The 20,044-nt window shown below is 67.7% G+C and carries 18 protein-coding genes; 9 read left to right on the top strand and 9 right to left on the bottom strand.

Going from position 1 to position 20,044, the window contains the following annotated elements:
* From trkA to hflX, 4 genes are all read left to right on the top strand, one after another.
* Window positions 1–1,377 (top strand): Trk system potassium transporter TrkA, encoded by a 1,377-nt coding sequence (gene trkA / locus IEW01_RS08995; RefSeq protein WP_188527272.1) that lies wholly within the window; start codon window positions 1–3, stop codon window positions 1,375–1,377.
* 16 nt (window positions 1,378–1,393) lie between these two features.
* Complete coding sequence (locus IEW01_RS08990; RefSeq protein ID WP_188527271.1) at window positions 1,394–2,920, top strand: potassium transporter TrkG; 1,527 nt, start codon at window positions 1,394–1,396, stop codon at window positions 2,918–2,920.
* Between the two features lie 117 nt (window positions 2,921–3,037).
* A complete protein-coding gene (gene hfq, locus IEW01_RS08985; protein ID WP_085527516.1) occupies window positions 3,038–3,274 on the top strand; it encodes an RNA chaperone Hfq in 237 nt (78 codons plus the stop codon).
* Window positions 3,275–3,404: 130 nt separating this feature from the next.
* Window positions 3,405–4,697: a GTPase HflX gene (gene hflX, locus IEW01_RS08980; RefSeq protein ID WP_188527270.1), complete on the top strand. Its 1,293-nt coding sequence runs from the start codon at window positions 3,405–3,407 to the stop codon at window positions 4,695–4,697.
* Window positions 4,698–4,936: 239 nt separating this feature from the next.
* On the opposite strand, the gene IEW01_RS08975 is transcribed toward hflX, so the two are convergent.
* Both IEW01_RS08975 and IEW01_RS08970 read right to left on the bottom strand, forming a co-directional pair.
* The gene (locus tag IEW01_RS08975) at window positions 4,937–6,127 is read right to left on the bottom strand and encodes a hypothetical protein (RefSeq protein ID WP_188527269.1); all 1,191 of its coding nucleotides are present in this window, start codon (window positions 6,125–6,127) and stop codon (window positions 4,937–4,939) included.
* A 396-nt stretch (window positions 6,128–6,523) separates the two neighbouring features.
* Window positions 6,524–8,992 (bottom strand): penicillin acylase family protein, encoded by a 2,469-nt coding sequence (locus tag IEW01_RS08970; RefSeq protein WP_188527268.1) that lies wholly within the window; start codon window positions 8,990–8,992, stop codon window positions 6,524–6,526.
* 78 nt (window positions 8,993–9,070) lie between these two features.
* On the opposite strand from IEW01_RS08970, the gene IEW01_RS08965 reads away from it, so the two are divergent.
* On the top strand, window positions 9,071–9,943 hold the full coding sequence (locus IEW01_RS08965) for an NAD(P)-dependent oxidoreductase (protein ID WP_188527267.1): 873 nt from the start codon (window positions 9,071–9,073) through the stop codon (window positions 9,941–9,943).
* A gap of 50 nt (window positions 9,944–9,993) precedes the next feature.
* Here the strand turns inward: IEW01_RS08965 and IEW01_RS08960 are convergent, their stop codons facing one another.
* From IEW01_RS08960 to IEW01_RS08935, 6 genes are all read right to left on the bottom strand, one after another.
* Complete coding sequence (locus IEW01_RS08960; RefSeq protein ID WP_188527266.1) at window positions 9,994–10,197, bottom strand: YgaP family membrane protein; 204 nt, start codon at window positions 10,195–10,197, stop codon at window positions 9,994–9,996.
* Between the two features lie 76 nt (window positions 10,198–10,273).
* Window positions 10,274–10,933: a Crp/Fnr family transcriptional regulator gene (locus tag IEW01_RS08955; RefSeq protein WP_188527265.1), complete on the bottom strand. Its 660-nt coding sequence runs from the start codon at window positions 10,931–10,933 to the stop codon at window positions 10,274–10,276.
* Window positions 10,934–10,949: 16 nt separating this feature from the next.
* Window positions 10,950–11,978 carry an enoyl-CoA hydratase/isomerase family protein gene (locus tag IEW01_RS08950; protein WP_188527264.1) on the bottom strand — a complete coding sequence of 343 codons (1,029 nt, stop codon included), beginning with the start codon at window positions 11,976–11,978 and terminating at the stop codon, window positions 10,950–10,952.
* 140 nt (window positions 11,979–12,118) lie between these two features.
* Complete coding sequence (locus IEW01_RS08945; RefSeq protein ID WP_188527263.1) at window positions 12,119–13,252, bottom strand: carboxylate-amine ligase; 1,134 nt, start codon at window positions 13,250–13,252, stop codon at window positions 12,119–12,121.
* 71 nt (window positions 13,253–13,323) lie between these two features.
* The gene (locus tag IEW01_RS08940) at window positions 13,324–13,734 is read right to left on the bottom strand and encodes a hypothetical protein (RefSeq protein ID WP_229738161.1); all 411 of its coding nucleotides are present in this window, start codon (window positions 13,732–13,734) and stop codon (window positions 13,324–13,326) included.
* A 93-nt stretch (window positions 13,735–13,827) separates the two neighbouring features.
* Window positions 13,828–14,424 (bottom strand): L,D-transpeptidase, encoded by a 597-nt coding sequence (locus IEW01_RS08935; protein ID WP_188527261.1) that lies wholly within the window; start codon window positions 14,422–14,424, stop codon window positions 13,828–13,830.
* Between the two features lie 270 nt (window positions 14,425–14,694).
* On the opposite strand from IEW01_RS08935, the gene fabF reads away from it, so the two are divergent.
* From fabF to IEW01_RS08915, 4 genes are all read left to right on the top strand, one after another.
* Window positions 14,695–15,957 (top strand): beta-ketoacyl-ACP synthase II, encoded by a 1,263-nt coding sequence (fabF, locus tag IEW01_RS08930; protein ID WP_188527260.1) that lies wholly within the window; start codon window positions 14,695–14,697, stop codon window positions 15,955–15,957.
* Entirely contained in the window at window positions 15,957–17,111 is a 1,155-nt protein-coding gene (mltG, locus tag IEW01_RS08925; RefSeq protein WP_188527259.1) for an endolytic transglycosylase MltG, read from the top strand. The genes fabF and mltG overlap by 1 nt, the downstream gene beginning before the upstream one ends.
* 46 nt (window positions 17,112–17,157) lie before the next feature.
* Window positions 17,158–18,060 carry a patatin-like phospholipase family protein gene (locus tag IEW01_RS08920; protein WP_188527258.1) on the top strand — a complete coding sequence of 301 codons (903 nt, stop codon included), beginning with the start codon at window positions 17,158–17,160 and terminating at the stop codon, window positions 18,058–18,060.
* Between the two features lie 280 nt (window positions 18,061–18,340).
* Window positions 18,341–18,778 (top strand): sulfotransferase family 2 domain-containing protein, encoded by a 438-nt coding sequence (locus IEW01_RS08915; protein ID WP_368855194.1) that lies wholly within the window; start codon window positions 18,341–18,343, stop codon window positions 18,776–18,778.
* A gap of 204 nt (window positions 18,779–18,982) precedes the next feature.
* Here IEW01_RS08915 and IEW01_RS08910 read toward each other — a convergent pair whose 3' ends face one another.
* Entirely contained in the window at window positions 18,983–19,996 is a 1,014-nt protein-coding gene (locus IEW01_RS08910) for a Fe(3+) ABC transporter substrate-binding protein (RefSeq protein ID WP_188527257.1), read from the bottom strand.
* Between the last annotated feature and the right edge of the window lie 48 nt (window positions 19,997–20,044).

Raw genomic sequence — 20,044 nt, 5'->3', positions numbered from 1 at the left:
ATGAAGGTCATCATCTGCGGTGCGGGCCAGGTTGGCTGGCAGATTGCGCGCCACCTGTCGGGCGAGAACAACGACGTGACGGTGGTCGACAACAACCCCGATCTCGTCGCCCGCGCCACCGAGACGCTCGACGTGCAGGGGGTGACCGGCTTCGCCTCCTATCCCGATATCCTTGCCCGCGCCGGGGCGCGCGACGCCGACATGCTGGTGGCCGCCACCCATTCCGACGAGGTCAACATGGTCACCTGCCAGGTGGCGCATTCGATCTTCGCGGTGCCGCGCAAGATCGCCCGGCTGCGGGCGCAGAGCTACCTCGACGCGATCTATTCCGATCTCTACCGGCAGGAACACCTTCCGATCGACGTGGTGATCAGCCCCGAGCGCGAGGTGGCCGACGCCGCGCTGCGCCGGCTCACCGCGCCCTCGGCCTTCGACGTGCAGACCTTCTTCCAGGGCAACGCCACGCTGCTCGGGCTCCAGCTCGACGACGATTGCCCGGTGGTCAACACCCCGTTGCGCCAGCTGACCGACCTGTTCTCGACGCTGAAGGCGATCGTGGTCGGCGTGCGCCGCGACGGCACGCTGTTCGTGCCCGAGGCCTCCGACCAGCTCTTCGTCGGCGACCAGGTCTATGTCTGCGCCGAAACCGGCGATGTGAACCGCACGCTGGAGATCTTCGGCAAGGAGGTCACGCGCCAGGACCGCGTCGTCATCATCGGCGGCGGCAACGTCGGGCTTTCGGTGGCCGAGGCGCTGGAAGCGCGCCACGACCGCATCCGCGCCAAGGTGATCGAACTCGACCGCAACATCGCCGAGCACGCCGCCGACTCCCTTGAACGCACCGTGGTGCTGCATGGCAACGGCATGGATATCGAACTGCTCCGCGAGGCGGGAATCGCCCGCGCCGACGCGGTGCTCGCGGTGACCGATGACGACAAGGTCAACATCCTCGCCGCCGTGCGCGCCAAGGCCGCCGGCTGCCCGATGGCGATTTGCCTGATCAACGATACCTCGCTGATCCCGCTGATGGAGCCGCTGCGGATCGACGCCTATATCAACCCGCGCGCCACCACCGTCAGCTCGATCCTGCGCCACATCCGCCACGGCCGGGTGCGCGGGGTCTACTCGGTGGGCGATGCCGAGGCCGAGGTGATCGAGGCGCAGGTGCTCTCCACCTCGCCGATCGCCGGCCACGCGATTCGCGATATCGAGTTTCCCGAGGGCGTGCTGGTGGGGGCGGTGCTGAAAGGCGAAAAGGTGGTGCGGCCCACCGGCGGCACCAAGATCGAGGAGGGCGACGTGGTGGTGATCTTTGCCATGGCGGCGGATGTGCGCGAGGTCGAGCGCCTGCTCCAGGTCTCGATCGACTTCTTCTGAGCCCGGTGCGCGCGCGATGTTCACCCTGATCGCCCGCCTGCCGCTCATCGTCACCCTGATCGGGCTTGGCGGGCTGGCGATGTTCATACCGGCGCTGCACGCCGCGCTGATCGGCGCGCGGGTGATCGCGGAGGTCTTCTTCTACTTCGGCGCGTTGAACCTGTTGCTGGCGCTGTTCATCGGCATCGCGCTCGCCGGCCGGGCTCGGGCGGAACACCCGCGCCGCCACCTCGCCGGGTTGGCCGGGCTGTTCGTGGCGCTGCCCTTCCTGTTCGCGCTGCCGTTCCACCAGGCCGTCGGCAACACCACGCTCGTCAATGCCTACGTCGAGATGGTCTCCTCGCTCACCACCACCGGGGCGACGCTGTTCGAACGCCCCGGTCGCCTCGCCGCGCCGCTGCACACCTGGCGCGCCACGGTCGGCTGGCTGGGCGGCCTGATCATGTGGGTCGCCGCGATCGCGGTGCTGGCGCCGATGGCGCTGGGCGGCTTCGAGGTGCGCCGCCGCGCCCCGACGCAGGAAGTGGTGGCGCGCGGCTTCGTCCAGATCACCGAACGCGCCAACCTGTCGCGCCGGGTGCGCGCCCATGCCGCTCAGCTCCTGCCGATCTATGTCGGGCTCACGCTGCTGCTCTGGGTCGGGCTGATCGTGGCCGGGGATACGCCGGCGGTGGCGCTTGCACATGCGATGTCGGTGCTCTCCACCTCCGGCATCTCGCCGGTGGGCGGGCTCGAGGGCGGCGGCGCGGGCTGGGGCGGCGAGATGGTGGTGGCGGGATTCCTCGTCTTCGCCGTCTCGCGCATCACCTTCGCGAGCGAAACCCGGGGGCGGGGGATCGGCACCGTGGCGCGCGATCCGGAAATCCGCATCGCGCTGGCGCTGGCAACGCTGGTGCCCGCGTTCCTGTTCCTGCGTCACTTCCTCGGCGCCTACGAGCTGGAAGGCGCCGAGATGAGCCTCGTCGAGGGGCTGGCCACGCTCTGGGGCTCGGCCTTCACGGTGCTCTCCTTCCTCACCACCACCGGCTTCGAAAGCGCTGGCTGGGAGCGGACGCAGGACTGGTCGGGACTGACTTCACCGGGGATCATCCTGATCGGTCTCGCCCTGATCGGCGGCGGGGTAGCGACGACGGCGGGCGGCACCAAGCTCTTGCGGGTCTACGCGCTCTACCAGCATGGCCGGCGCGAGCTCGGACGCCTGGTGCACCCCAGTTCGGTCGCCGGCGCGGGCCGCGAGGCGCGTTACCTGCGGCGCGGCGGGGCCTACATGGCGTGGCTGTCCTTCATGCTGATGGCGTTCTCGGTGGCGCTGATCTGGATCGCCTTCGCGCTCACCGGCCCGGGCTTCGAGGCCGGGCTGGTGTTCGCGGTGGCCGCGCTCACCACCACCGGCCCGCTCGCCTCCGTCGCCCTTCCCGAACCGGTGCTCTACTCGAGCCTGACCGGCGCCGGCAAGGCGGTGCTCACCGCGGCGATGATTCTCGGCCGCCTCGAGACGCTGGCGATCGTCGCGCTGTTCTCGCCCGACCTGTGGCGGCGCTGATCCGGGGCGAAAAACCTTCGAATTTGGGGGTGGAAACTTGAGCGAGGCCATTACATACTGGAGCAGCAGGGAATTCTGCCGGGTTCCGGCAGCACGAGACAACAAGGGCAAGAAGCGATGGCTGCCGACAAGCAAAACCTACAGGATGCGTTTCTGAACCATGTCCGCAAGGCCAAGGTTCCGGTGACCATCTTCCTGATCAACGGCGTGAAGCTGCAGGGTGTGATCTCGTGGTTCGACAATTTCTGCGTGTTGCTCAAGCGCGACGGGCAAAGCCAGCTCGTCTACAAGCACGCGATCTCGACGATCATGCCGTCGCAGCCGATCAACCTCTACGACGGCGACGAAACCTGACCTCCCGCTGCGGCCGTATCAGACCGACACCGCCCCGCGCCGACCCGCGCGGGGACAATGCGCTTGCAAACGCCGCAGCCCCGCGGCGTTGCAACCGCGCGGCGCCCGCATATTTCACGAGGCTCATGCCATGACCACTGCCCCCACGTCGCGCGAGGAAAAACCCACCCGCGCCTGGGTGATCCACCCCGATCTGACCGCCGACCGGACGCGCCGCGACCCCGAGACGGCGCTGGAAGAGGGCGTATCGCTCGCCGCCGCGCTGCCCGGCCTGGAAGTGCTGGGGCAGGAGATCGTCCGCCTTGCCCGCCCGCATCCCGGCCACCTGTTCGGCACCGGCAAGATCGAGGAGATCAGGGCCCGGCTCACCGCCCACGAGATCGACCTCGTGCTGATCGACGGGCCGGTGAGCCCGGTGCAGCAGCGCAATCTCGAGAAGGCCTGGAAGGTCAAGATCCTCGACCGCACCGGCCTGATCCTCGAAATCTTCTCCGACCGGGCGCGCACCCGCGAAGGCGTGTTGCAGGTGGAAATGGCCGCGCTCTCCTACCAGCGCACCCGCCTCGTGCGGGCCTGGACCCACCTTGAGCGCCAGCGCGGCGGGCTTGGCTTCGTCGGCGGCCCCGGCGAAACCCAGATCGAGGCCGACCGGCGCGCGATCGACGAACAGCTCACCAGGTTGCGCAAGCAGCTCTCCAAGGTGGTGAAAACCCGCGAACTGCACCGCGCCGCGCGCGCCAAGGTGCCGTTTCCGGTGGTGGCGCTGGTGGGCTACACCAACGCCGGCAAATCCACGCTGTTCAACCGGATGACCGGCGCGGAGGTGATGGCCGAGGACATGCTCTTCGCCACCCTCGACCCGACGATGCGCGGCCTCGTGCTGCCGTCGGGGCGCAAGGTGATCCTGTCCGATACCGTGGGCTTCATCTCCGATCTGCCAACCCAGCTCGTCGCCGCCTTCCGCGCCACGCTGGAGGAGGTGCTGGGCGCCGACGTGATCTGCCACGTGCGCGATGTCTCGGCCGAAGAGACCGACGCGCAGGCGAGGGACGTGGAGACGATCCTCGAGGACCTCGGCGTGGCCGAGGAAACCCCGCGCATCGAGGTCTGGAACAAGATCGACCGGCTCGATCCCGAGGCCCGCGCGGCGCGCGAGACCGAGGCCGCGCGCAACGCCGGCGTGGTGGCGCTCTCGGCGCTGACCGGCGCCGGGCTTGATGCGCTCACCGCCGCGATCGAGACGCAACTGGCCGAGGAACGCCGCCGCGACCACGTGCGCCTCGGCTTCTCGCACGGCAAGGCACGGGCCTGGCTGCACGAGGCCCACGTGGTCGTCGAGGAGCGCGAAGACAAGAACGGCTGGGTGCTCGCGGTCGACTGGACCCCGCGCCAGAAGGCGGCGTTCGACAGATTCAAGGGCTAGCGGCCGCCGTCTTACTAAAGGACCCCGGGTCGCCTTCGGTGGATTGAGGGATGGGGCGAGGGTGGTGGCGCGGGGCTGTTGACACATTCGGACGCGACGACCGTTGTCAGCCCAAAGCGGACGTGGCGCGAAACTGCCTGGCAGGTTAGAGCGGACCTTCACGCTGGACCAGTCGAGCGGCGGCAGTGCGGACTTTGCTGACCTTCGCTGCGGTTGCTCCAATGGCCGCTGTCGGCTACTTACCGCCAATCGACATTCAATTCATCGTCGTACTTGAGCGGCATCAACATCATGACTTCCAGAGAGGAGAAGAGGCGGCCCGGACGCTCGCGCGAAACGTCATACCCGAAAGTTGACTCATCCATCATCATCTCGATTTCCGCTCTGGGTTTCTCCTCAATTAAGCTCAGCACGTAAATGAGGAAGGTGTGAACGTCGTGGTATCGAGCGAGCACACCGGCAACGTCGAATACCGCTTCCTTGTTCTTGAATAATTCGAGGATCGGATCAGCACCTCTTTCGTAGAGCGGCGTAAAATTGTCGAAGTAGACTGTTTCGATGGCGTCCCTGCCGGGATCAATGTTTCCATGGAGGTTATGGTTCCGACGATCCATAACCCGCTTGAACGCCTTGTATTCATCGCTGTTGGGATCGACCCCTGCTGTGAAGTAGTTGCACTTCAAGTGCAGGTCGAAGACCCGCGTATCAATTGGTTGCCGGATATAGTGTTCATACTGTCTCGGGTTGCGCTTCAGTTCGTCCTTTCGGGTCATGAGTATCACGAGATTGATGAATGCCTCAGCCAGTACCGGCGTAATCAAATCGAGCGAGAGCGATGCACTAAACACCCGGTCCGCTCGCTTCCCGATCTTCTCAACGTGTTTATGGTAGCGCTTGATGCCCGCGTTGGACCTACGCTTTCCCGGAGCGAAGTCGGGAAGGTCTTGCTCGTCCGTCAAAACTTCGTGGAAACCGGCGCAGGCATCCGCGATCAACGCAAATCGGTTCGAGACAACGCTCCACTTTTCGAGTGTCGCGCCGACTGCCGCCATTTCGCGACCACAGCGGCCGAAATCACCCTTCAGCGCCTTCGCGAATTTTGCCCAATTCTTGGACGACATGCGCTTGCCAAAAACCGTGACATGGACATCTCGGTTCCCTCCCTGCATGTGAAGCCAAGTGTCACCCGCTTTTAGAAGGTAGTCCCAATGGAAAAGGTTGTCGCTGTCGTGCGGCTTCTTCGCCATCGTTTGGAAGCCGTAGGGCTGGCCAAAGCGGGCAACGAGGTACTTGTAGACAGACAGAGGCGAAAGCTGCTTACGAAAGACGAGCGTACTGCCAGTGGGTTTCCCGGTCGCCTTTGGGCGATCCAGAAAATCAAGCATCTCTCTTGGAGACGGCTTTTCCCAATGCTCAGGTTCAAAAATCATCGGTAGTCATCGTCTATTCATACTCACTTATTTCCAAGACGATAACCGACATCTAAACAGGTTGCAGCATCAGTAATTTTGGGCTCTCACCCGGCATTCGCTGCACTCAGCTTGAAGGTCCGGTGTCAGGAAACTGCCCCAGCTTTGCAAATTCCGCTCCCCGCACATTGCCGCTGTTCTTCCATAAAGCAGTATTCGGTAGTCTGGCCTCCACCCCCTCGCCCCACCATTCCCCTCAACGCTGCTGACCATGTGTCCGATCCCCTCCTGCCACCAGCGAACCCCATTCCATGTGTGCAACGTCAGGAGCGCGAAATCCGTACGGATTTCGGCCCGGTTTCCGTACGGAAACCGTCACGTTTTCCGCCACGGAAAACGCGGCCCCGCGCCCCCGGGTCACTCCATCGGCAGGAGCCGTGTCACCCCCACCGCCGCGGCGCGGGCGAGGGCGGGGTCGAGGCTCATCGGCACGTATTCGCCGCGCCGCCACAGCGCGCCCAGGTCGTCGTAATGGCGTGACAGGAAGTGGCCCGACTGGCCGGTGGAGGTGATGAACAGCGACGAATCCGGGTCGGCGAAATCGTAGACCCCGCGGTAGCCCGGCCCGTGGATGTTGAGGAACGGGTTCGCCCCGCGCCCCGAGGTAAGCCCGCGGTTCAGGGTGTTGTCGCCGCCGGAGGTGGATTGGCGGATGTTCACGAACCAGCGCAGCACCGGCACCTCGCCGAGCACGGCGTGGTCATGCGTGGCCTGGTGCAGATCGCCCCAGCGCAGCGCCTCGATCTCGCCGCCCACCGCCTCGCCGATCCAGATCAGCGCCTCGTCGAGCGCCTGGCGCGAGATCTCGGTGCAGGTTTCGACCGGCGCCGATTGCACCACGTCGCACCAACGCGACGCCCCGTCCACGTCACGGAACACCCGTTCGATGAACACCGGGTTGACGTGGCTGAAGGCGTTCGCCAGCGGGCCGAGCTCGTCGCGGATCAGCCGGTCCTGGAGCGCGCGCATCCACGCCATGTAGATCAGCGGCTCGGGCAGGTGCTCGTTCATCTCGCCGTTCCAGTCGGCCAGCAGGTCGAGCGCGCGCTGGCGCAGCCGTTCGGGCGTGCCCTCGGGGGCGGGCTCGCCGGTGAACCACAGATCGGCCCCGACCAGCGGCAGCAGGTTGCGCGCGGTGACCGAGACCGGGTCGAGCTGGGCCTCGATGAAGCTCTCGCGGGTATGCACCTCGCGCGCCTGCATCAGCCTTTGCCAGCGTTGCACCCGCTGGGTATCGCCCCAGTCGCGGCTGACGTGCAGCGGGAAGGGGCGTTCGAGCAGCTTGTTGTTGGTGTTGCCGACGATGCCGCCCGAGGGGGCGACGAACTCGGGGTTGGCGGCATAGGCCTCGGTGCCGCGCCAGCGGTTCTGCGTCTCCCAGCCGGGGCTGGGCATCCGCCCCTCGGTGGCGTGATCGGCATCGCGCCGGGGCATCCGGCCGAAGGTTTTCATCGCGATCCGCTCGGCGTCGACCATGGTGACGTTCTGCGACGGTGCGACGAAGTCCGCCCCCGCCGCCAGTCCCTCCTCGACCGAGCGCGCGCGCATCAGCGCCAGCCCCGCGCCCATCGACCGGTCGCGCGCGGTGAGCAGCGTCCAGCCCAGGCTGGTGACGTGCCCCGGCGGGGTGATCGTCGACAGCGCGTAGTGCTGGCCGGGCAGCACCGGGCCGTTTTCCGTCCATTGCATGTTGATCGTGACCGGGGGCTGGTCTTTCACCCGGATGATCGAGGCGCGGCTCTCCATCGGCTTGAAGCCCTCGGGGGTGAGCACCTCGCCGGGATCGTCGGGGTTGAGCTTCTCGATGAACACGTCCTGATCGTCGAGATAGGACGAGGTCAGGCCCCAGCCGAAACCCGCGCCGCGCCCCGCCAGCATCACCGGCATGCCGGGGATGGTGCCGCCGATCACCCCGCCGGTTTGCAGCTCGAGCCGGGCGAGATACCAGACCGAGGGCGCGGAGAAGCCAAGGTGGGGGTCGTTGGCCAGCAGCGTGCCCCCGGCGGCCGAGCGCGCGGGCGCGGCGGCCCAGGCGTTGGAGGCGCCGCCCAGCCCGTAGGGCGCCACCGGCGAGAGCGGATCGGGCGCGGGCAGGGGGGAGAGGGCGGCGAAGCGGTTCGGCGCCGCGTCGAACAGGCTGGCGTAATCGGGCATGGCGGCCACGCCGCTGCCCGGCGCATCGGGCAGGATGTCGACAAGCCGATCCGCCCCCACCGCCAGCGTCACCCGCGCGCGCAGCACCTCGGCCTGCACGTGCGAGGCCATCTGCACCCCCATCAGCTTCATCACCGCGATGCTGTCGGCCGCCACCCATGGGCTCACGTCATTGGAGAACATGAACAATTCAGGAGCGCCCCGGCCGAGCGCTTCGTCGTTCACCCGGTCGAGCCAGGCGTTCACGCCGCGCGCATAGGCCCGCAGCATCGCGGTGGTCTCCGGGGTCTGCATCGTCGCGGCCTGTTGCGCCAGCGGGTAGATATCGAGCCGGCGCATGAGGTCGTCGATCCGCAAGGTGCGTTCTCCGAACACCTCCGAAAGCCGCCCCTGCGCGGTGCGCCGGAGCATGATCATCTGCCACAGCCGGTCCTGCGCATGGGCGTAGCCGAGGCCGAAGAACACGTCGTCGTCGGTCTCGCCGAAGATGTGGGGGACGTTGGCGTGGTTGCGCACGATCTCGACCGGGGCCGAGATGCCGCGCGCCGGCCGGGTCGCGTCATATTCGGGCAGCGAGCGCGCGGCGAGGTAGTAGACGAAGGCCAGCGCGACGCCGGCGAGAATCAGCACCGCCGCGACAACCCGAACCGTCCACCTGAAAAGCGCCGCCATGGTCCACCTTTGTTGACCCGCCCCGAGGCCCCGTCAATAAAGGCAAGCGACAAGGCATGCAATCGACGGAGCGGTGATATGGCGAAATGCGCTTTTCTTGGCCTCGGGGTGATGGGCTACCCGATGGCGGGCCACCTGGTGGCGCAGGGCCACGAGGTGGTGGTCTACAACCGGACCGCGGCGAAGGCGGAGGCCTGGGTCGCCGCGCATGGTGGCGCGATGGCGGCCACCCCGCGGGCCGCCGCCGAGGGCGCCGATTTCGTCATGGCCTGCGTCGGCAACGACGACGATCTGCGCTCGGTCTGCCTCGGGCCGGAGGGCGCCTTCGCCGGCATGGCGGCGGGCGCGATCTTCGTCGATCACACCACGGTATCGGCAAGCGTGACGCGCGCCCTGCATGACGTGGCCGCCGAGACCGGGCTGCGCTTCGTCGATGCGCCGGTGTCGGGCGGGCAGGCGGGGGCCGAGAACGGCGTGCTCTCGATCATGTGCGGCGGCGAGGCGGCGGCCTACGAGGCCGCCGCGCCGGTGATGGCGGCCTACGGCCGCACGATCCGGCGGCTGGGCGAGAGCGGCGCGGGGCAGCTGGCCAAGATGGTCAACCAGATCTGCATCGCCGGTCTGCTGCAGGGGTTGTCGGAGGGGCTGCACTTCGCCGAGAGGGCCGGGCTGGACATCCGCGAGGTGGTGGAGGTGATCAGCCAGGGCGCGGCGGGCAGCTGGCAGATGACGAACCGCGCCGAGACCATGGCCGACGACCGCTTCGACTTCGGCTTCGCCGTCGACTGGATGCGCAAGGATCTCGGGATCTGCCTCGACGCCGCGGACGAGACCGGCGCCAGCCTGCCGGTGACGGCGCTGGTCGACCAGTTCTACAAGGATGTGCAGAAAATGGGCGGCGGACGTTGGGATACGTCGTCGCTGATCCGCCGGCTGCGGGCGACGGGCTAGCCGCAGGGGGTGCGCGCGCGCCCCGGGCCCGGGGGCCGGGGCGCGAGGCCTCAGTTCTTCATCTTGCAGGTGTTGATGCCGAGCACGGCATAAAGCCCGCACCAGCCGACGATCCCGGTGGCCAGCGGGATCACCCCGAGCCAATAGAGCCAGGAATAGGCGCCCTCGGGATTGAGGAAGTAGCCGGTGATCAGCGCGCCGCCGAGAATGATGCGCAGCACGCGGTCGATCGTGCCTTCATTGGTCTTGATCATGGGTGGGTCCTTTCGGTCGAACCGTTGGTAGTGCCTGCACCCTAGCACAACCGCAGGAGAAGATCATGTGACGGAGTCACACGGCCGGGTTGGCCACCAGCGCCTCCAGCGCCGCCCGGTCGCGGATTCGGATGCGGCCGCGTTCGGCCCGGATCGCGCCGGCGCGCGCCAGCCGGTCGAGCCGGCGCGAAACCACCTCGCGGGCGGTGCCGATGGCGCGGGCGATCTCGGCCTGGGTCATCTCTAGCGTGCCGGCGGCGTCGGCCCGGTCGAGGATCAGCGCCGCCAGCCGCGCCTCGACGCGCATGAAGCTCATCGTCTCGATCAGCTGCATCATCGCCTGCATCCGTTCGGCGAAGGCGGCGAAGACGATCTTGCGAAAGCCGGGCGAGCGGTCGAGCAGGTCGAGAAACAGCGTGCGCGGCACCAGCACCAGCCGGGTGGGCACCGTCGCCGTGGCCTCGGCGGAATAATCGGCGCCGCCGATCAGTCCCAGCGTCGACTGGATGCAGCTTTGCCCCGGCGCCACCTCGTAAAGCAGGATGTCGCGCCCGCCCGGACCGATGAGATGCACCCCGACATGGCCCTCGAGCACGATCACGTAGCCCTTCACCGCCTGGCCGGGCGAGAACAGCACCGCCGCCTCGGGGACCTCGACGGGGGCGAGACGATCGAGCATGGCGCGCGTCTCGGGTTCCAGCGCGTTCAGCGCGGGGGCGGTTCGCGTCCAGCTCATGCGCGGGCGGTTCCGGTCACAGCGCCAACTCCCGTGCGCCCAGCCCGGCCAGCATCGCGGCCACGTCGTGCTCGCCCACGTCCTCGAGCCGGGCGTGCTGCCAGCGCGGCGCCTTGTCCTTGTCGATGATCAGGGCGCGGATGCCTTCGAGGAAGTCGCCGTGTTCCGCCGCGCGCCAGGTGAAACGGTATTCGCGGGTGAGCGCGGCGCGGACAGTGCCTTCGCCCCGCACCGCGCGGATATTGGCCAGCCCGCAGGCCACCGCCAGCGGCGAGGCGCGGCGCAGCGCGGCCAGGGCCTCGCGGGCGAAGTCGCCGCCCTCCGCCTCCAGCGCGGCGACGATGTCGGCGGGGGTGCCGGCGAACAGCCGGTCGATCTCGGCCTGGTGGTCGGCGAGGGGCGGGGGCGGCGCGTCCTGCGCCATCGCGTCGAGACTGGCGAGATCGCCGGTCGTTTCCAGCGCCCGCACGAGGGCGGGCCAGAACTCGCGCGGGATGTAGAGATCGGCAAAGCCCGCGCGGATCGCGTCACCAGGGCCCATGCGCGCGGCGGTGGCACCGAGGTATTCGCCCATCCGCCCCGGCGCGCGCGCCAAAAGGTGGGTGCCGCCGACGTCGGGCACCAGCCCGATCGCCACTTCCGGCATGGCGATGCGGCTGGTCTCGCAGACGACCCGGTGCGCCGCGTGGCAGCCGAGCCCGACCCCGCCGCCCATGGTGTAGCCCTGCAGGAGCGCCACCACCGGCTTGGGATATTCCGCGATCATCGCGTTCATGCGGTATTCGTCGGCCCAGAACCGGCGGCCATAGTCAAAATCGCCGTGCCGGCCGGTGTCATACATCTCCTGGATATCGCCGCCGGCGCAGAAAGCCTTGTCGCCCTCGGCGTCGATCAGCACCAGCCGCACCTCCGCGTCGTCGCGCCAGCGGGTGAGCGCGGCGGCGACCTCGCGGCACATCGCCCAGGTCAGCGCGTTCAGCGCCTGCGGCCGGGTGAGGGTGATGCGGCCGGCGCGGCCTTCGCGCGAAATGCGGATATCGGGCATGGGGCGGGTCCGTTTGGTCGGCGGGTCCGCCCGTTTCTGCCCCGGAAACGGCGCCGGGTCCAGCGCCGGGGCACGCCGCCGCGCGGCGGCGTGCCACGCGATCCCGCGATCGCGTGCGCGGCCCGGGAACGAAGGCCGGATCAGAGATCGGCGTGAAACTCGGCGATCAGGTGGCGCACCACCCCGCGCAGCGCTTCCTCGACCGAGGCCTCCGCCTCGATCGCGTCGCGGAACACCTGGCGCTGGCGGTCGGCGGAATTGCCGCCGGCGACGATCTCGCGGGCGCGTTCGACCTCTTCGAGACAGCCCAGCGCCTCGGCATCCTCGGCCACCAGCGCGATCATTTCCTCGACGAGATCGGCGAAGGGCACGATGCGGCGCTGGCCGAGGTCGATCAGCCCGTTCGACATGCCGTAGCGCATCGCGTGCCAGCGGTTCTCGGCCAGCAGGAAGTTGTCGTAGACCCGCCAGCGCCGGTTCTGCCCCTTCAGCCGCCACAGGAAGCGGGTGAGCGACTGCACCAGCGCTGCGAGGGTGAGCGTGTCTTCCATCCGCGGCGAGACATCGCAGATCCGCGCCTCGATGGTGGGAAAGCGCGCCGAGGGGCGCAGATCCCACCAGATCTTCGAGGCGTCCTCGATCAGCCCGATATCGACGATGGCATCGACCGAACGCTGGTATTCCGACCAGCTCCAGAACTTCGGCGGCAGCCCGGTGCGCGGCAGGTTGTCGAATATCGTCAGCCGGTAGGAGGCGAGCCCGCTGTCCTCGCCCTGCCAGAACGGCGAGGAGGCCGACATCGCCAGCAGGTGCGGCAGGAAATAGGTGAGCTGGTTCATCACGTCGATGCGGTCTTCGGGATCGGGCAGGCCGACATGCACGTGCATCCCCGAGATCAGCAGCCGCCGGGCGACGCCGCCGAGATCGCGCCGCAGATCGTTGTAACGCTCCTTGTTGGTGTGGTGCTGGTCGCGCCAGGCCGAGAACGGGTGGCAGGAGGCCGCGATCGGGGCGAGGCCGTGCTTCTCGGCCTGCCGGGCGACGGATGCGCGCAGCTTGCGCAGATCGTCGCGCGCCTCGGCCACCGAGCGGCAGACATGGCTGCCGATCTCGATCTGGCATTGCAGGAACTCGGGTGAAACCTGGTCTTCGAGCTCGGCCTTACAGGCTTCCATCAGCCCTTCGGGGGCGACGGCGAGGGCGAGGCTGTCCTTGTCGACAAGGAGGTATTCCTCCTCGATGCCGATTGTGAAATCGGGGGTCGTGGTGGCCATCTGCCCCTCCCGCGTCTGCCTGCGTCGAGCCTGCGCAAAAAATGCCCGCGAGGCAAGCGGCAGAGGCCGTTTCAGGGCGAGGGGAGCAACTCGTCGATGCGCTCGGCGCGGATGCCGAGAAGTTCGAGCGCCTCGGCCTCGGTTTCGGCGACGAGATAGGCCACGGTGTCGACCTGGTCCCAGGAGCGGCTGACCCAGTTGGCGAGCGTTCGCGCCTTGGGCGTCGGCGCGATCATCGCGAGCAGAGTGGAGTGCGGCGGCTGGTGGAAAACGTCGGCCTTGCGGGCCTGCAGCGCGAGCAGCTTGGTGAAATCCCTGTCCCACTCGGTGACCTCGGTGAGGTCGATCAGCTGTTTCTGCCCGAGGCGGAAATCGGGATGGGCGAGATACTCGGCAAAGGCCGCGCCGCTCTCGTCAATCGACATCCAGCTGGAATAGCGCACATAGACCAACCCGATCTCGGGCAGAATACGCACCTGCATCGACACCTTGCTTCCCTCCCGTTCCGATCCGTTCGCTCGCGTCGAACCGATCATATCGGGAAAGCGGCACAGGTCCAGCCCGTGACGGTCCGGTCAGATCAGGCGCACCTGCGTGCCCACCGGCGCAAGATCGAACAGCTCGGCGATCTTTTCGTTGTAAAGCCCGATGCAGCCGTCGGAAGAGCGCCGGCCGATCTTGCGGGTGTCGTGGGTGCCGTGGATCAGGTAGGCGGGCCAGGACAGGTAGAGCGCATGGCTGCCCAGCGGGTTGTCGGGGCCGGGCCCCATCACCTTGGGCAGATCGGGCATCCGCTCGTGCATCGAGGCCGTCGGGGTCCAGGTCGGCCCGACCTTCTTGCGCACGATCTCGGTATAGCCGCGCTTGGTCAGCTCGTCGCTGCGCGGCACCGAAGTGGGGTAGAGCTTGTAGGTCTCACCGTCGCCCGACCAGAAGTGCAGCGCCCGGCTCACCGTGTCGGCGACGATCGCACCCTTGCCGAGGCTCTCGAAATGGTCCTGCCAATGCTCGACCTTGAACGAGGAAATATTGCGCCGCACCACCTCGTCGGCCTCGCTCTCGATCTCGATCTCGGGCACGGGCGGCTGGGCGCGCAGAACCGCGGGGGCTGCGAGCGGCAGGGCGGCGGCGGCGGCGATCAGGCTGCGCCGGGTGAGGCGGCTGTCGGGCATGGGAAATCCTCGAATGACGTTTGGTCCGGTGTTCGACCGTTTGATAGGCCGCGCCGCGGGCAATAGCCAGCGTCCATCATATGCGCTCGCCGGAATGTGAGCGGCCGTGACCGGCCGGGTGCCGGGGCACCCGCCGTGGCGGCGCGCGCGGCGCCACGCAAGGCGCGGGCGGTTGCCCGCCGCGCTCCGGTTTCACCCTTGCCCCTGCGCCCCCGCGCGGGCTATCAATCCGACGTTGCAAAGCCGGCTTGGATGGAAGGGCAGTTGATGATGCGTCGCGTGGTGGTCACCGGTCTGGGAATGGTTTCGCCGCTGGCGTGCGGCGTGGAGGAGACCTGGGCGCGCCTGCTCGCCGGGCAGTCCGGCGCGGGCCCGATCACCCGGTTTGACGCCTCGCGCGTGGTCACCACCTATGCCTGCGAAGTGCCGCTGGGCGATGGCTCCGACGGCACCTTCAACGCCGACGACTGGATGGACCCGAAAGACCGCCGCAAGGTGGACGACTTTATCCTCTACGGTATCGCCGCCGCCGAGCAGGCGGTGCGCGACGCCGACTGGAAGCCCGAGGACGAGGAAAGCCGGATCCGCACCGGGGTGATGATCGGTTCGGGTATCGGCGGGCTGAACTCGATTGCCGAAACCGCGCTGCTCATTCATGAGAAGGGGCCGCGCCGGGTGTCGCCGTTCTTCATTCCCGGCGCGCTGATCAACCTCGTCTCGGGCCAGGTTTCGATCCGCTACGGCTTCAAGGGGCCGAACCACGCGGTGGTCACGGCCTGTTCCACCGGCGCCCACGCCATCGGCGACGCCGCGCGGCTGATCGCCTTCGACGATGCCGACGTGATGATCGCGGGCGGCGCGGAGGCGGCGATTTCCGAGATCGGCATCGCCGGCTTCAACGCCGCGCGCGCGCTCTCGTCGAAGCGCGCCGACGCCCCCGAAACCGCCTCGCGCCCCTATGACGCCGACCGAGACGGCTTCGTGATGGGCGAGGGCGCCGGCGTGGTGGTGCTGGAGGAATACGAACACGCCAAGGCGCGCGGTGCGAAGATTTACGCCGAGATCCTCGGCTATGGCCTCTCGGGCGACGCCTATCACATCACCGCGCCCTCCGAAGACGGCGAGGGCGGCGAGCGGGCGATGCGCTCGGCGCTGAAGCGCGCCGGGCTGGAGCCCTCGGCGGTGGACTACATCAACGCCCACGGCACCTCGACGATGGCCGACGTGATCGAGCTGGCCGCCGTCGAGCGGATGCTGGGCGATCACGCGCAGAACGTCACCATGTCGTCGACCAAGTCGTCGATCGGCCACCTGCTCGGCGCTGCCGGGGCGGTGGAGGCGATCTTCTCGATCCTCGCGATCCGCGACCAGGTCGCGCCGCCGACGATCAACCTCGACAACCCGGCGGTGACGCCGAAACTCTCGCTCGCGGCGAATGCGAAGCAGGCGCGCGAGATCAACGTGGCGCTGTCGAATTCCTTCGGCTTCGGCGGCACCAACGCCTCGCTGGTGATGGGCAAGGTGCGCGGCTGATGTGGCGCAATATCGCCTCCACGGCGCTGTCGCTCTTCGTGCTGGTGCTGATCGTCTTCGGCGGCCTCGTCGCCTGGGGCCAGCGGCAATACGTCGAACCCGGCCCGCTTGAGGCCGCGATCTGCCTGCGTGTCGAGCCCGGCTCGAACTTCAGCCGCGTGTCGGAAAACCTCGCCGCGGAAGGCGCGGTGTCGTCCGCCGCGATCTTGCGCATGGGGGCGGATTACACCGGCAAGGCGCAGGCGCTCAAGGCCGGCAGCTTCCTCGTGCCCGAGAACGCCTCGATGGAACAGATCGTCGATATCGTCACCCGCGGCGGCGCCTCGACCTGCGGCACCGAGATCGTCTACCGCATCGGTGTGCTGGCCAGCGACATCCAGGTGCGTGAGCTCGATCCCGTCACCGAGCGCTTCGTCACCCGTGTCGAGTTTGCCCCCGACGCCGAGCAGATCCCCGCCGACTACCTCCGCCTGCGCGACCAGATCGACACCCGCTTCCGCGTCGCGGTGGCCGAGGGGGCGACCTCGTGGCAGATCGTCGAGGCGCTGAAAGAGGCCGAATTCCTCTCCGGCAGCGTCGACGAGGTGCCGTCCGAGGGCCGGCTCGCGCCCGACAGTTACGAGGTGCGGCCGGGCGACGACCGCGCCGAGGTGATCGCCCGGATGCAGAGCGCCCAGGAGTCCCGGCTGGCCGAGGCCTGGGCCAACCGCGCCGAGGGCCTGCCATACGGCACGCCCGAGGAAGCTCTCATCATGGCCTCGATCGTCGAAAAGGAAACCGGCGTCGCCGAGGAACGCCGCACCGTGGCGAGCGTTTTCGTCAACCGTCTGCGCGCCGGCATGCGGCTGCAGACCGACCCGACGGTGATCTACGGCATCACCCGCGGGCAGGGCGCGCTGGGCCGCGGCCTGCGGCAATCGGAACTGCGCTCGGAGACGCCCTACAACACCTACGTTATCGACGGGCTGCCGCCCACGCCGATCGCCAACCCCGGCCTGGCCTCGATCGAGGCGGCGCTCGACCCGGCGAACACAGATTACATCTTCTTCGTCGCCGACGGCAGCGGTGGCCACGCCTTTGCCGAGACGCTGGCGGAGCACAACCGCAACGTCGCGCGCTGGCGCGAGATCGAGGCCGAACGGGCGAGTGACTGAAGCTGCACCGGCTTGACGCGGCGCTGGAAGAGGGCAAACTCGGCGCATGAGCAAACAACCGAAGATCGGTCTGGCCCTTGGTTCCGGCGGCGCGCGCGGCTGGTGCCACATCGGGGTGTTGAAGGCGCTCGAAGAGATCGGCATCACCCCGGACGTGGTGGCCGGCACCTCGATGGGGGCGATCGTCGGCGCGGCCTGGGCCGGCGGCAAGCTCGGCGAGCTGGAGGAGTGGGTGCGCGCGCTCAGCCCCGCGCGCTTCGTCTCGATGATGGATCTGCGCCTGCGCTCCGGCGGGCTGGTCGAAGCGCGCGAGATCGAGACCATCCTGAAGGAACTCGGCGTGCCCGAGCTGATCGAAGACCTCGGCCACCCCTTTACCGCCATCGCCACCGACATGGAGACCGGCCGCGAGATCTGGCTCGACCATGGGCCGACCTACAAGGCGGTGCGCGCCTCGGCGGGCATTCCGGGGATGATGAGCCCGATCCAGATCGACGAGCGCTGGCTGCTCGATGGCGGGCTGGTGAACCCGGTGCCGGTTTCGGCGGCACGGGCGCGCGGCGCGGAGGTGATCATCGCGGTCAACCCCAACGCCAAGCCGCGCGGGCGGATCTGGCATCCGCCGGAGCCGAAGCCGGTAGCGAACTGGGCCGCCTCGGTGCTGCCCCAGGCGCTGCACGAGGCCTTCGGGATCGACCCCGAGGCGCAGGCCCGAGCGGCCACGCCGGCCTATTTCGACGTGCTCTCCGCCGCCATCGACGTGATGACCGAGACGATCCGGCGCGCGCGCTTCGCCGGGGAGCCGCCGCACGTGACGCTCAACGGCGAGTTCAAGGCCTTGACCGTTCTGGAACTGCACCGCGGCGCCGAGGCGATCGCGCGCGGCGAGGAGATGGTGCACGAAAAGGCCGACGAGCTGCGCGCCGTCTGCCTTGGCGATTGGGAATAGACGGGGCCGGGCATTGTCCGCAGCCTGCGATTGTGAATTTTTGGTGGATCGAGGGGACGCCATACATGGTTATTGCTTTAGACGCCTATAAGATCGCCTACATGGCGCTGCCCAAGGCGGCCTGCACTTCCGTGAAGGCTGCGCTCGCCCGGATCGACCCGAGTGTCACTGTGCCGAGCGCCGAGATCGAGGCCGCCCCAGATTGGTCCACACAATCTACCCGACCAAGCGTTTCCGGCCGCACCGTTGGCGCAAATACGAGGACCATTGGCGATTCACTGTGGGGCGCGATCCGCTTAAGCGGCTGTTTTCAGCCTATACCGATCGAGAGGTTGCTCGGCGTGAACTGTACAATTCGCGCTTGCTGCGCAAACAAAAAGTTCTGCCGCTTGATCCCGACCCGGACTTCTTCTTCCAGAATCTTGAGGGCTACATGGCTCAGGCCTCGGTGGTGAAGCACCACGTCTTGCCGGCCTGGCTCTTCATTGGTCCCGCGCCGCTGAGATACGACGCGGTCTACAAGACATCTCAGATCGACGCGCTTGCCGAGAAGCTCTCGGCGCTCACCGGCGAAACAGTCGAGATCCCGCGCTTCAACTCCACCAGAACGCGGCTTGCCTTCGACGATCTTGCCCCCGAAACCCGCGACGCCTTGCGCACCTTCCTCGCGGTGGATTACGAGCATCTGGCAGGCTATTACAAAAACCCGATGCTCTAGGCTCCCCGCCTGCACGTTGCGGGCTGGGGCGACCGCGCAGGCGAGGCGCTGATCGCCAAAGTTCGTGCCGAGACCGAGGGGCGCGCGGCGCCGGAGCCGTTCGCCGGTTTCGACGTGAACGGGCGCGCAAAACTGCGCGCCCGCTTCGAAGACGATCTCGCCCGGCTCGCGAAGATGCCGGGCGTGACCGTGGAGGGCTAGGCCTCAGCCGTCGAAATCCACCACCTGGATCAGCTTGAGCGCTTCGGGGCGGAGCCGCGCGATTTCCATCAGGTTGACGTCATCGGGGGTGAAGCTGCCCCAGCTCCCGACCAGGGCGGAGTTCGGCACGTCCGGGTTCACCGGGAATTCGTAGACCGCCTCGGCGTAGATCTTTTGGGCCTCGTCGGAGGCGAGGAATTCCATGAACTTGAGCGCATCGTCGCGGTTCGGCGCGGCCTTGGCCATCGCCATGCCCGACACGTTCATGTGGGTGCCGCCGTTCTCGAAGCTGGGGTAGATGATCCGCACGGACTCGGCCCATTGCTTCTGCTCTTCGTCCTCCAGCATCGCGCCCATGTAATAGGTGTTGCCGAAAGAGATATCGCATTCCCCGGCCCAGATCGACTTGACCTGCGCGCGGTCATTGCCTTGCGGCTTGCGCGCGAGGTTGGCCTTCACGCCCTCGAGCCATTCCCGGGTGCCTTCCTCGCCGTGATGGTGCAGCACCGCGGCGGTGAGCGAGACGTTGTAGGAATGGGTGCCCGGGCGGGTGCAGATCCGGCCCTTCCACTTGGGATCGGTGAGATCCTCGTAGGTCGTCACCTCGCCGTCGGCCACGCGCTCCTTCGAGGCGTAGACGATGCGCGCGCGGGAGGTGAGGCCGAACCATTCGTTGCCCGGATCGCGAAACGCGGCCGGGATCTGCTCGGCGAGCACGGCGCTTTCGACCGGCTGGGTCACGCCCGCTTCCACCAGTTCGGCCAGGCGCGAGATATCGACCGTCAGCACCACGTCCGCCGGCGAGCGTGCGCCCTCGGCCTTGAGCCGTTCGACCATGCCCTGGTTGAGGAAGGCGACGTTCACGTCGATCCCGGTCTTGTCGGTGAAAGCCTGCACCAGCGGCTCGATCAGTTCGGGCTGGCGGTAGGAATAGACATTCACATCCGCCGAGGCCGGGAGCGCGGTGACCGCGGTTGCGAGTCCGAGCGCGGCGGTGAGGGAAAGTCTGAAATTCATGCGGTCCTCCATGCATTGATGCGGTGGAAATACCCGAGTGATTTTGTC

Origin of the sequence: Sinisalibacter lacisalsi, assembly GCF_014640115.1 — a bacterium.
Taxonomy (GTDB): domain Bacteria; phylum Pseudomonadota; class Alphaproteobacteria; order Rhodobacterales; family Rhodobacteraceae; genus Sinisalibacter; species Sinisalibacter lacisalsi.
This window is presented reverse-complemented; position numbering and strand designations above follow the sequence as displayed.

Excerpts from the sequence above, each read along its gene's own strand:
- trkA (WP_188527272.1), top strand. The coding sequence starts at position 1 with ATGAAGGTCATCATCTGCGGTGCGGGCCAGGTTGGCTGGCAGATTGCG.
- IEW01_RS08990 (WP_188527271.1), top strand. The coding sequence starts at position 1,394 with ATGTTCACCCTGATCGCCCGCCTGCCGCTCATCGTCACCCTGATCGGG.
- hfq (WP_085527516.1), top strand. The coding sequence starts at position 3,038 with ATGGCTGCCGACAAGCAAAACCTACAGGATGCGTTTCTGAACCATGTC.
- hflX (WP_188527270.1), top strand. The coding sequence starts at position 3,405 with ATGACCACTGCCCCCACGTCGCGCGAGGAAAAACCCACCCGCGCCTGG.
- IEW01_RS08975 (WP_188527269.1), bottom strand. The coding sequence starts at position 6,127 with ATGATTTTTGAACCTGAGCATTGGGAAAAGCCGTCTCCAAGAGAGATG.
- IEW01_RS08970 (WP_188527268.1), bottom strand. The coding sequence starts at position 8,992 with ATGGCGGCGCTTTTCAGGTGGACGGTTCGGGTTGTCGCGGCGGTGCTG.
- IEW01_RS08965 (WP_188527267.1), top strand. The coding sequence starts at position 9,071 with ATGGCGAAATGCGCTTTTCTTGGCCTCGGGGTGATGGGCTACCCGATG.
- IEW01_RS08960 (WP_188527266.1), bottom strand. The coding sequence starts at position 10,197 with ATGATCAAGACCAATGAAGGCACGATCGACCGCGTGCTGCGCATCATT.
- IEW01_RS08955 (WP_188527265.1), bottom strand. The coding sequence starts at position 10,933 with ATGAGCTGGACGCGAACCGCCCCCGCGCTGAACGCGCTGGAACCCGAG.
- IEW01_RS08950 (WP_188527264.1), bottom strand. The coding sequence starts at position 11,978 with ATGCCCGATATCCGCATTTCGCGCGAAGGCCGCGCCGGCCGCATCACC.
- IEW01_RS08945 (WP_188527263.1), bottom strand. The coding sequence starts at position 13,252 with ATGGCCACCACGACCCCCGATTTCACAATCGGCATCGAGGAGGAATAC.
- IEW01_RS08940 (WP_229738161.1), bottom strand. The coding sequence starts at position 13,734 with ATGCAGGTGCGTATTCTGCCCGAGATCGGGTTGGTCTATGTGCGCTAT.
- IEW01_RS08935 (WP_188527261.1), bottom strand. The coding sequence starts at position 14,424 with ATGCCCGACAGCCGCCTCACCCGGCGCAGCCTGATCGCCGCCGCCGCC.
- fabF (WP_188527260.1), top strand. The coding sequence starts at position 14,695 with ATGCGTCGCGTGGTGGTCACCGGTCTGGGAATGGTTTCGCCGCTGGCG.
- mltG (WP_188527259.1), top strand. The coding sequence starts at position 15,957 with ATGTGGCGCAATATCGCCTCCACGGCGCTGTCGCTCTTCGTGCTGGTG.
- IEW01_RS08920 (WP_188527258.1), top strand. The coding sequence starts at position 17,158 with ATGAGCAAACAACCGAAGATCGGTCTGGCCCTTGGTTCCGGCGGCGCG.
- IEW01_RS08910 (WP_188527257.1), bottom strand. The coding sequence starts at position 19,996 with ATGAATTTCAGACTTTCCCTCACCGCCGCGCTCGGACTCGCAACCGCG.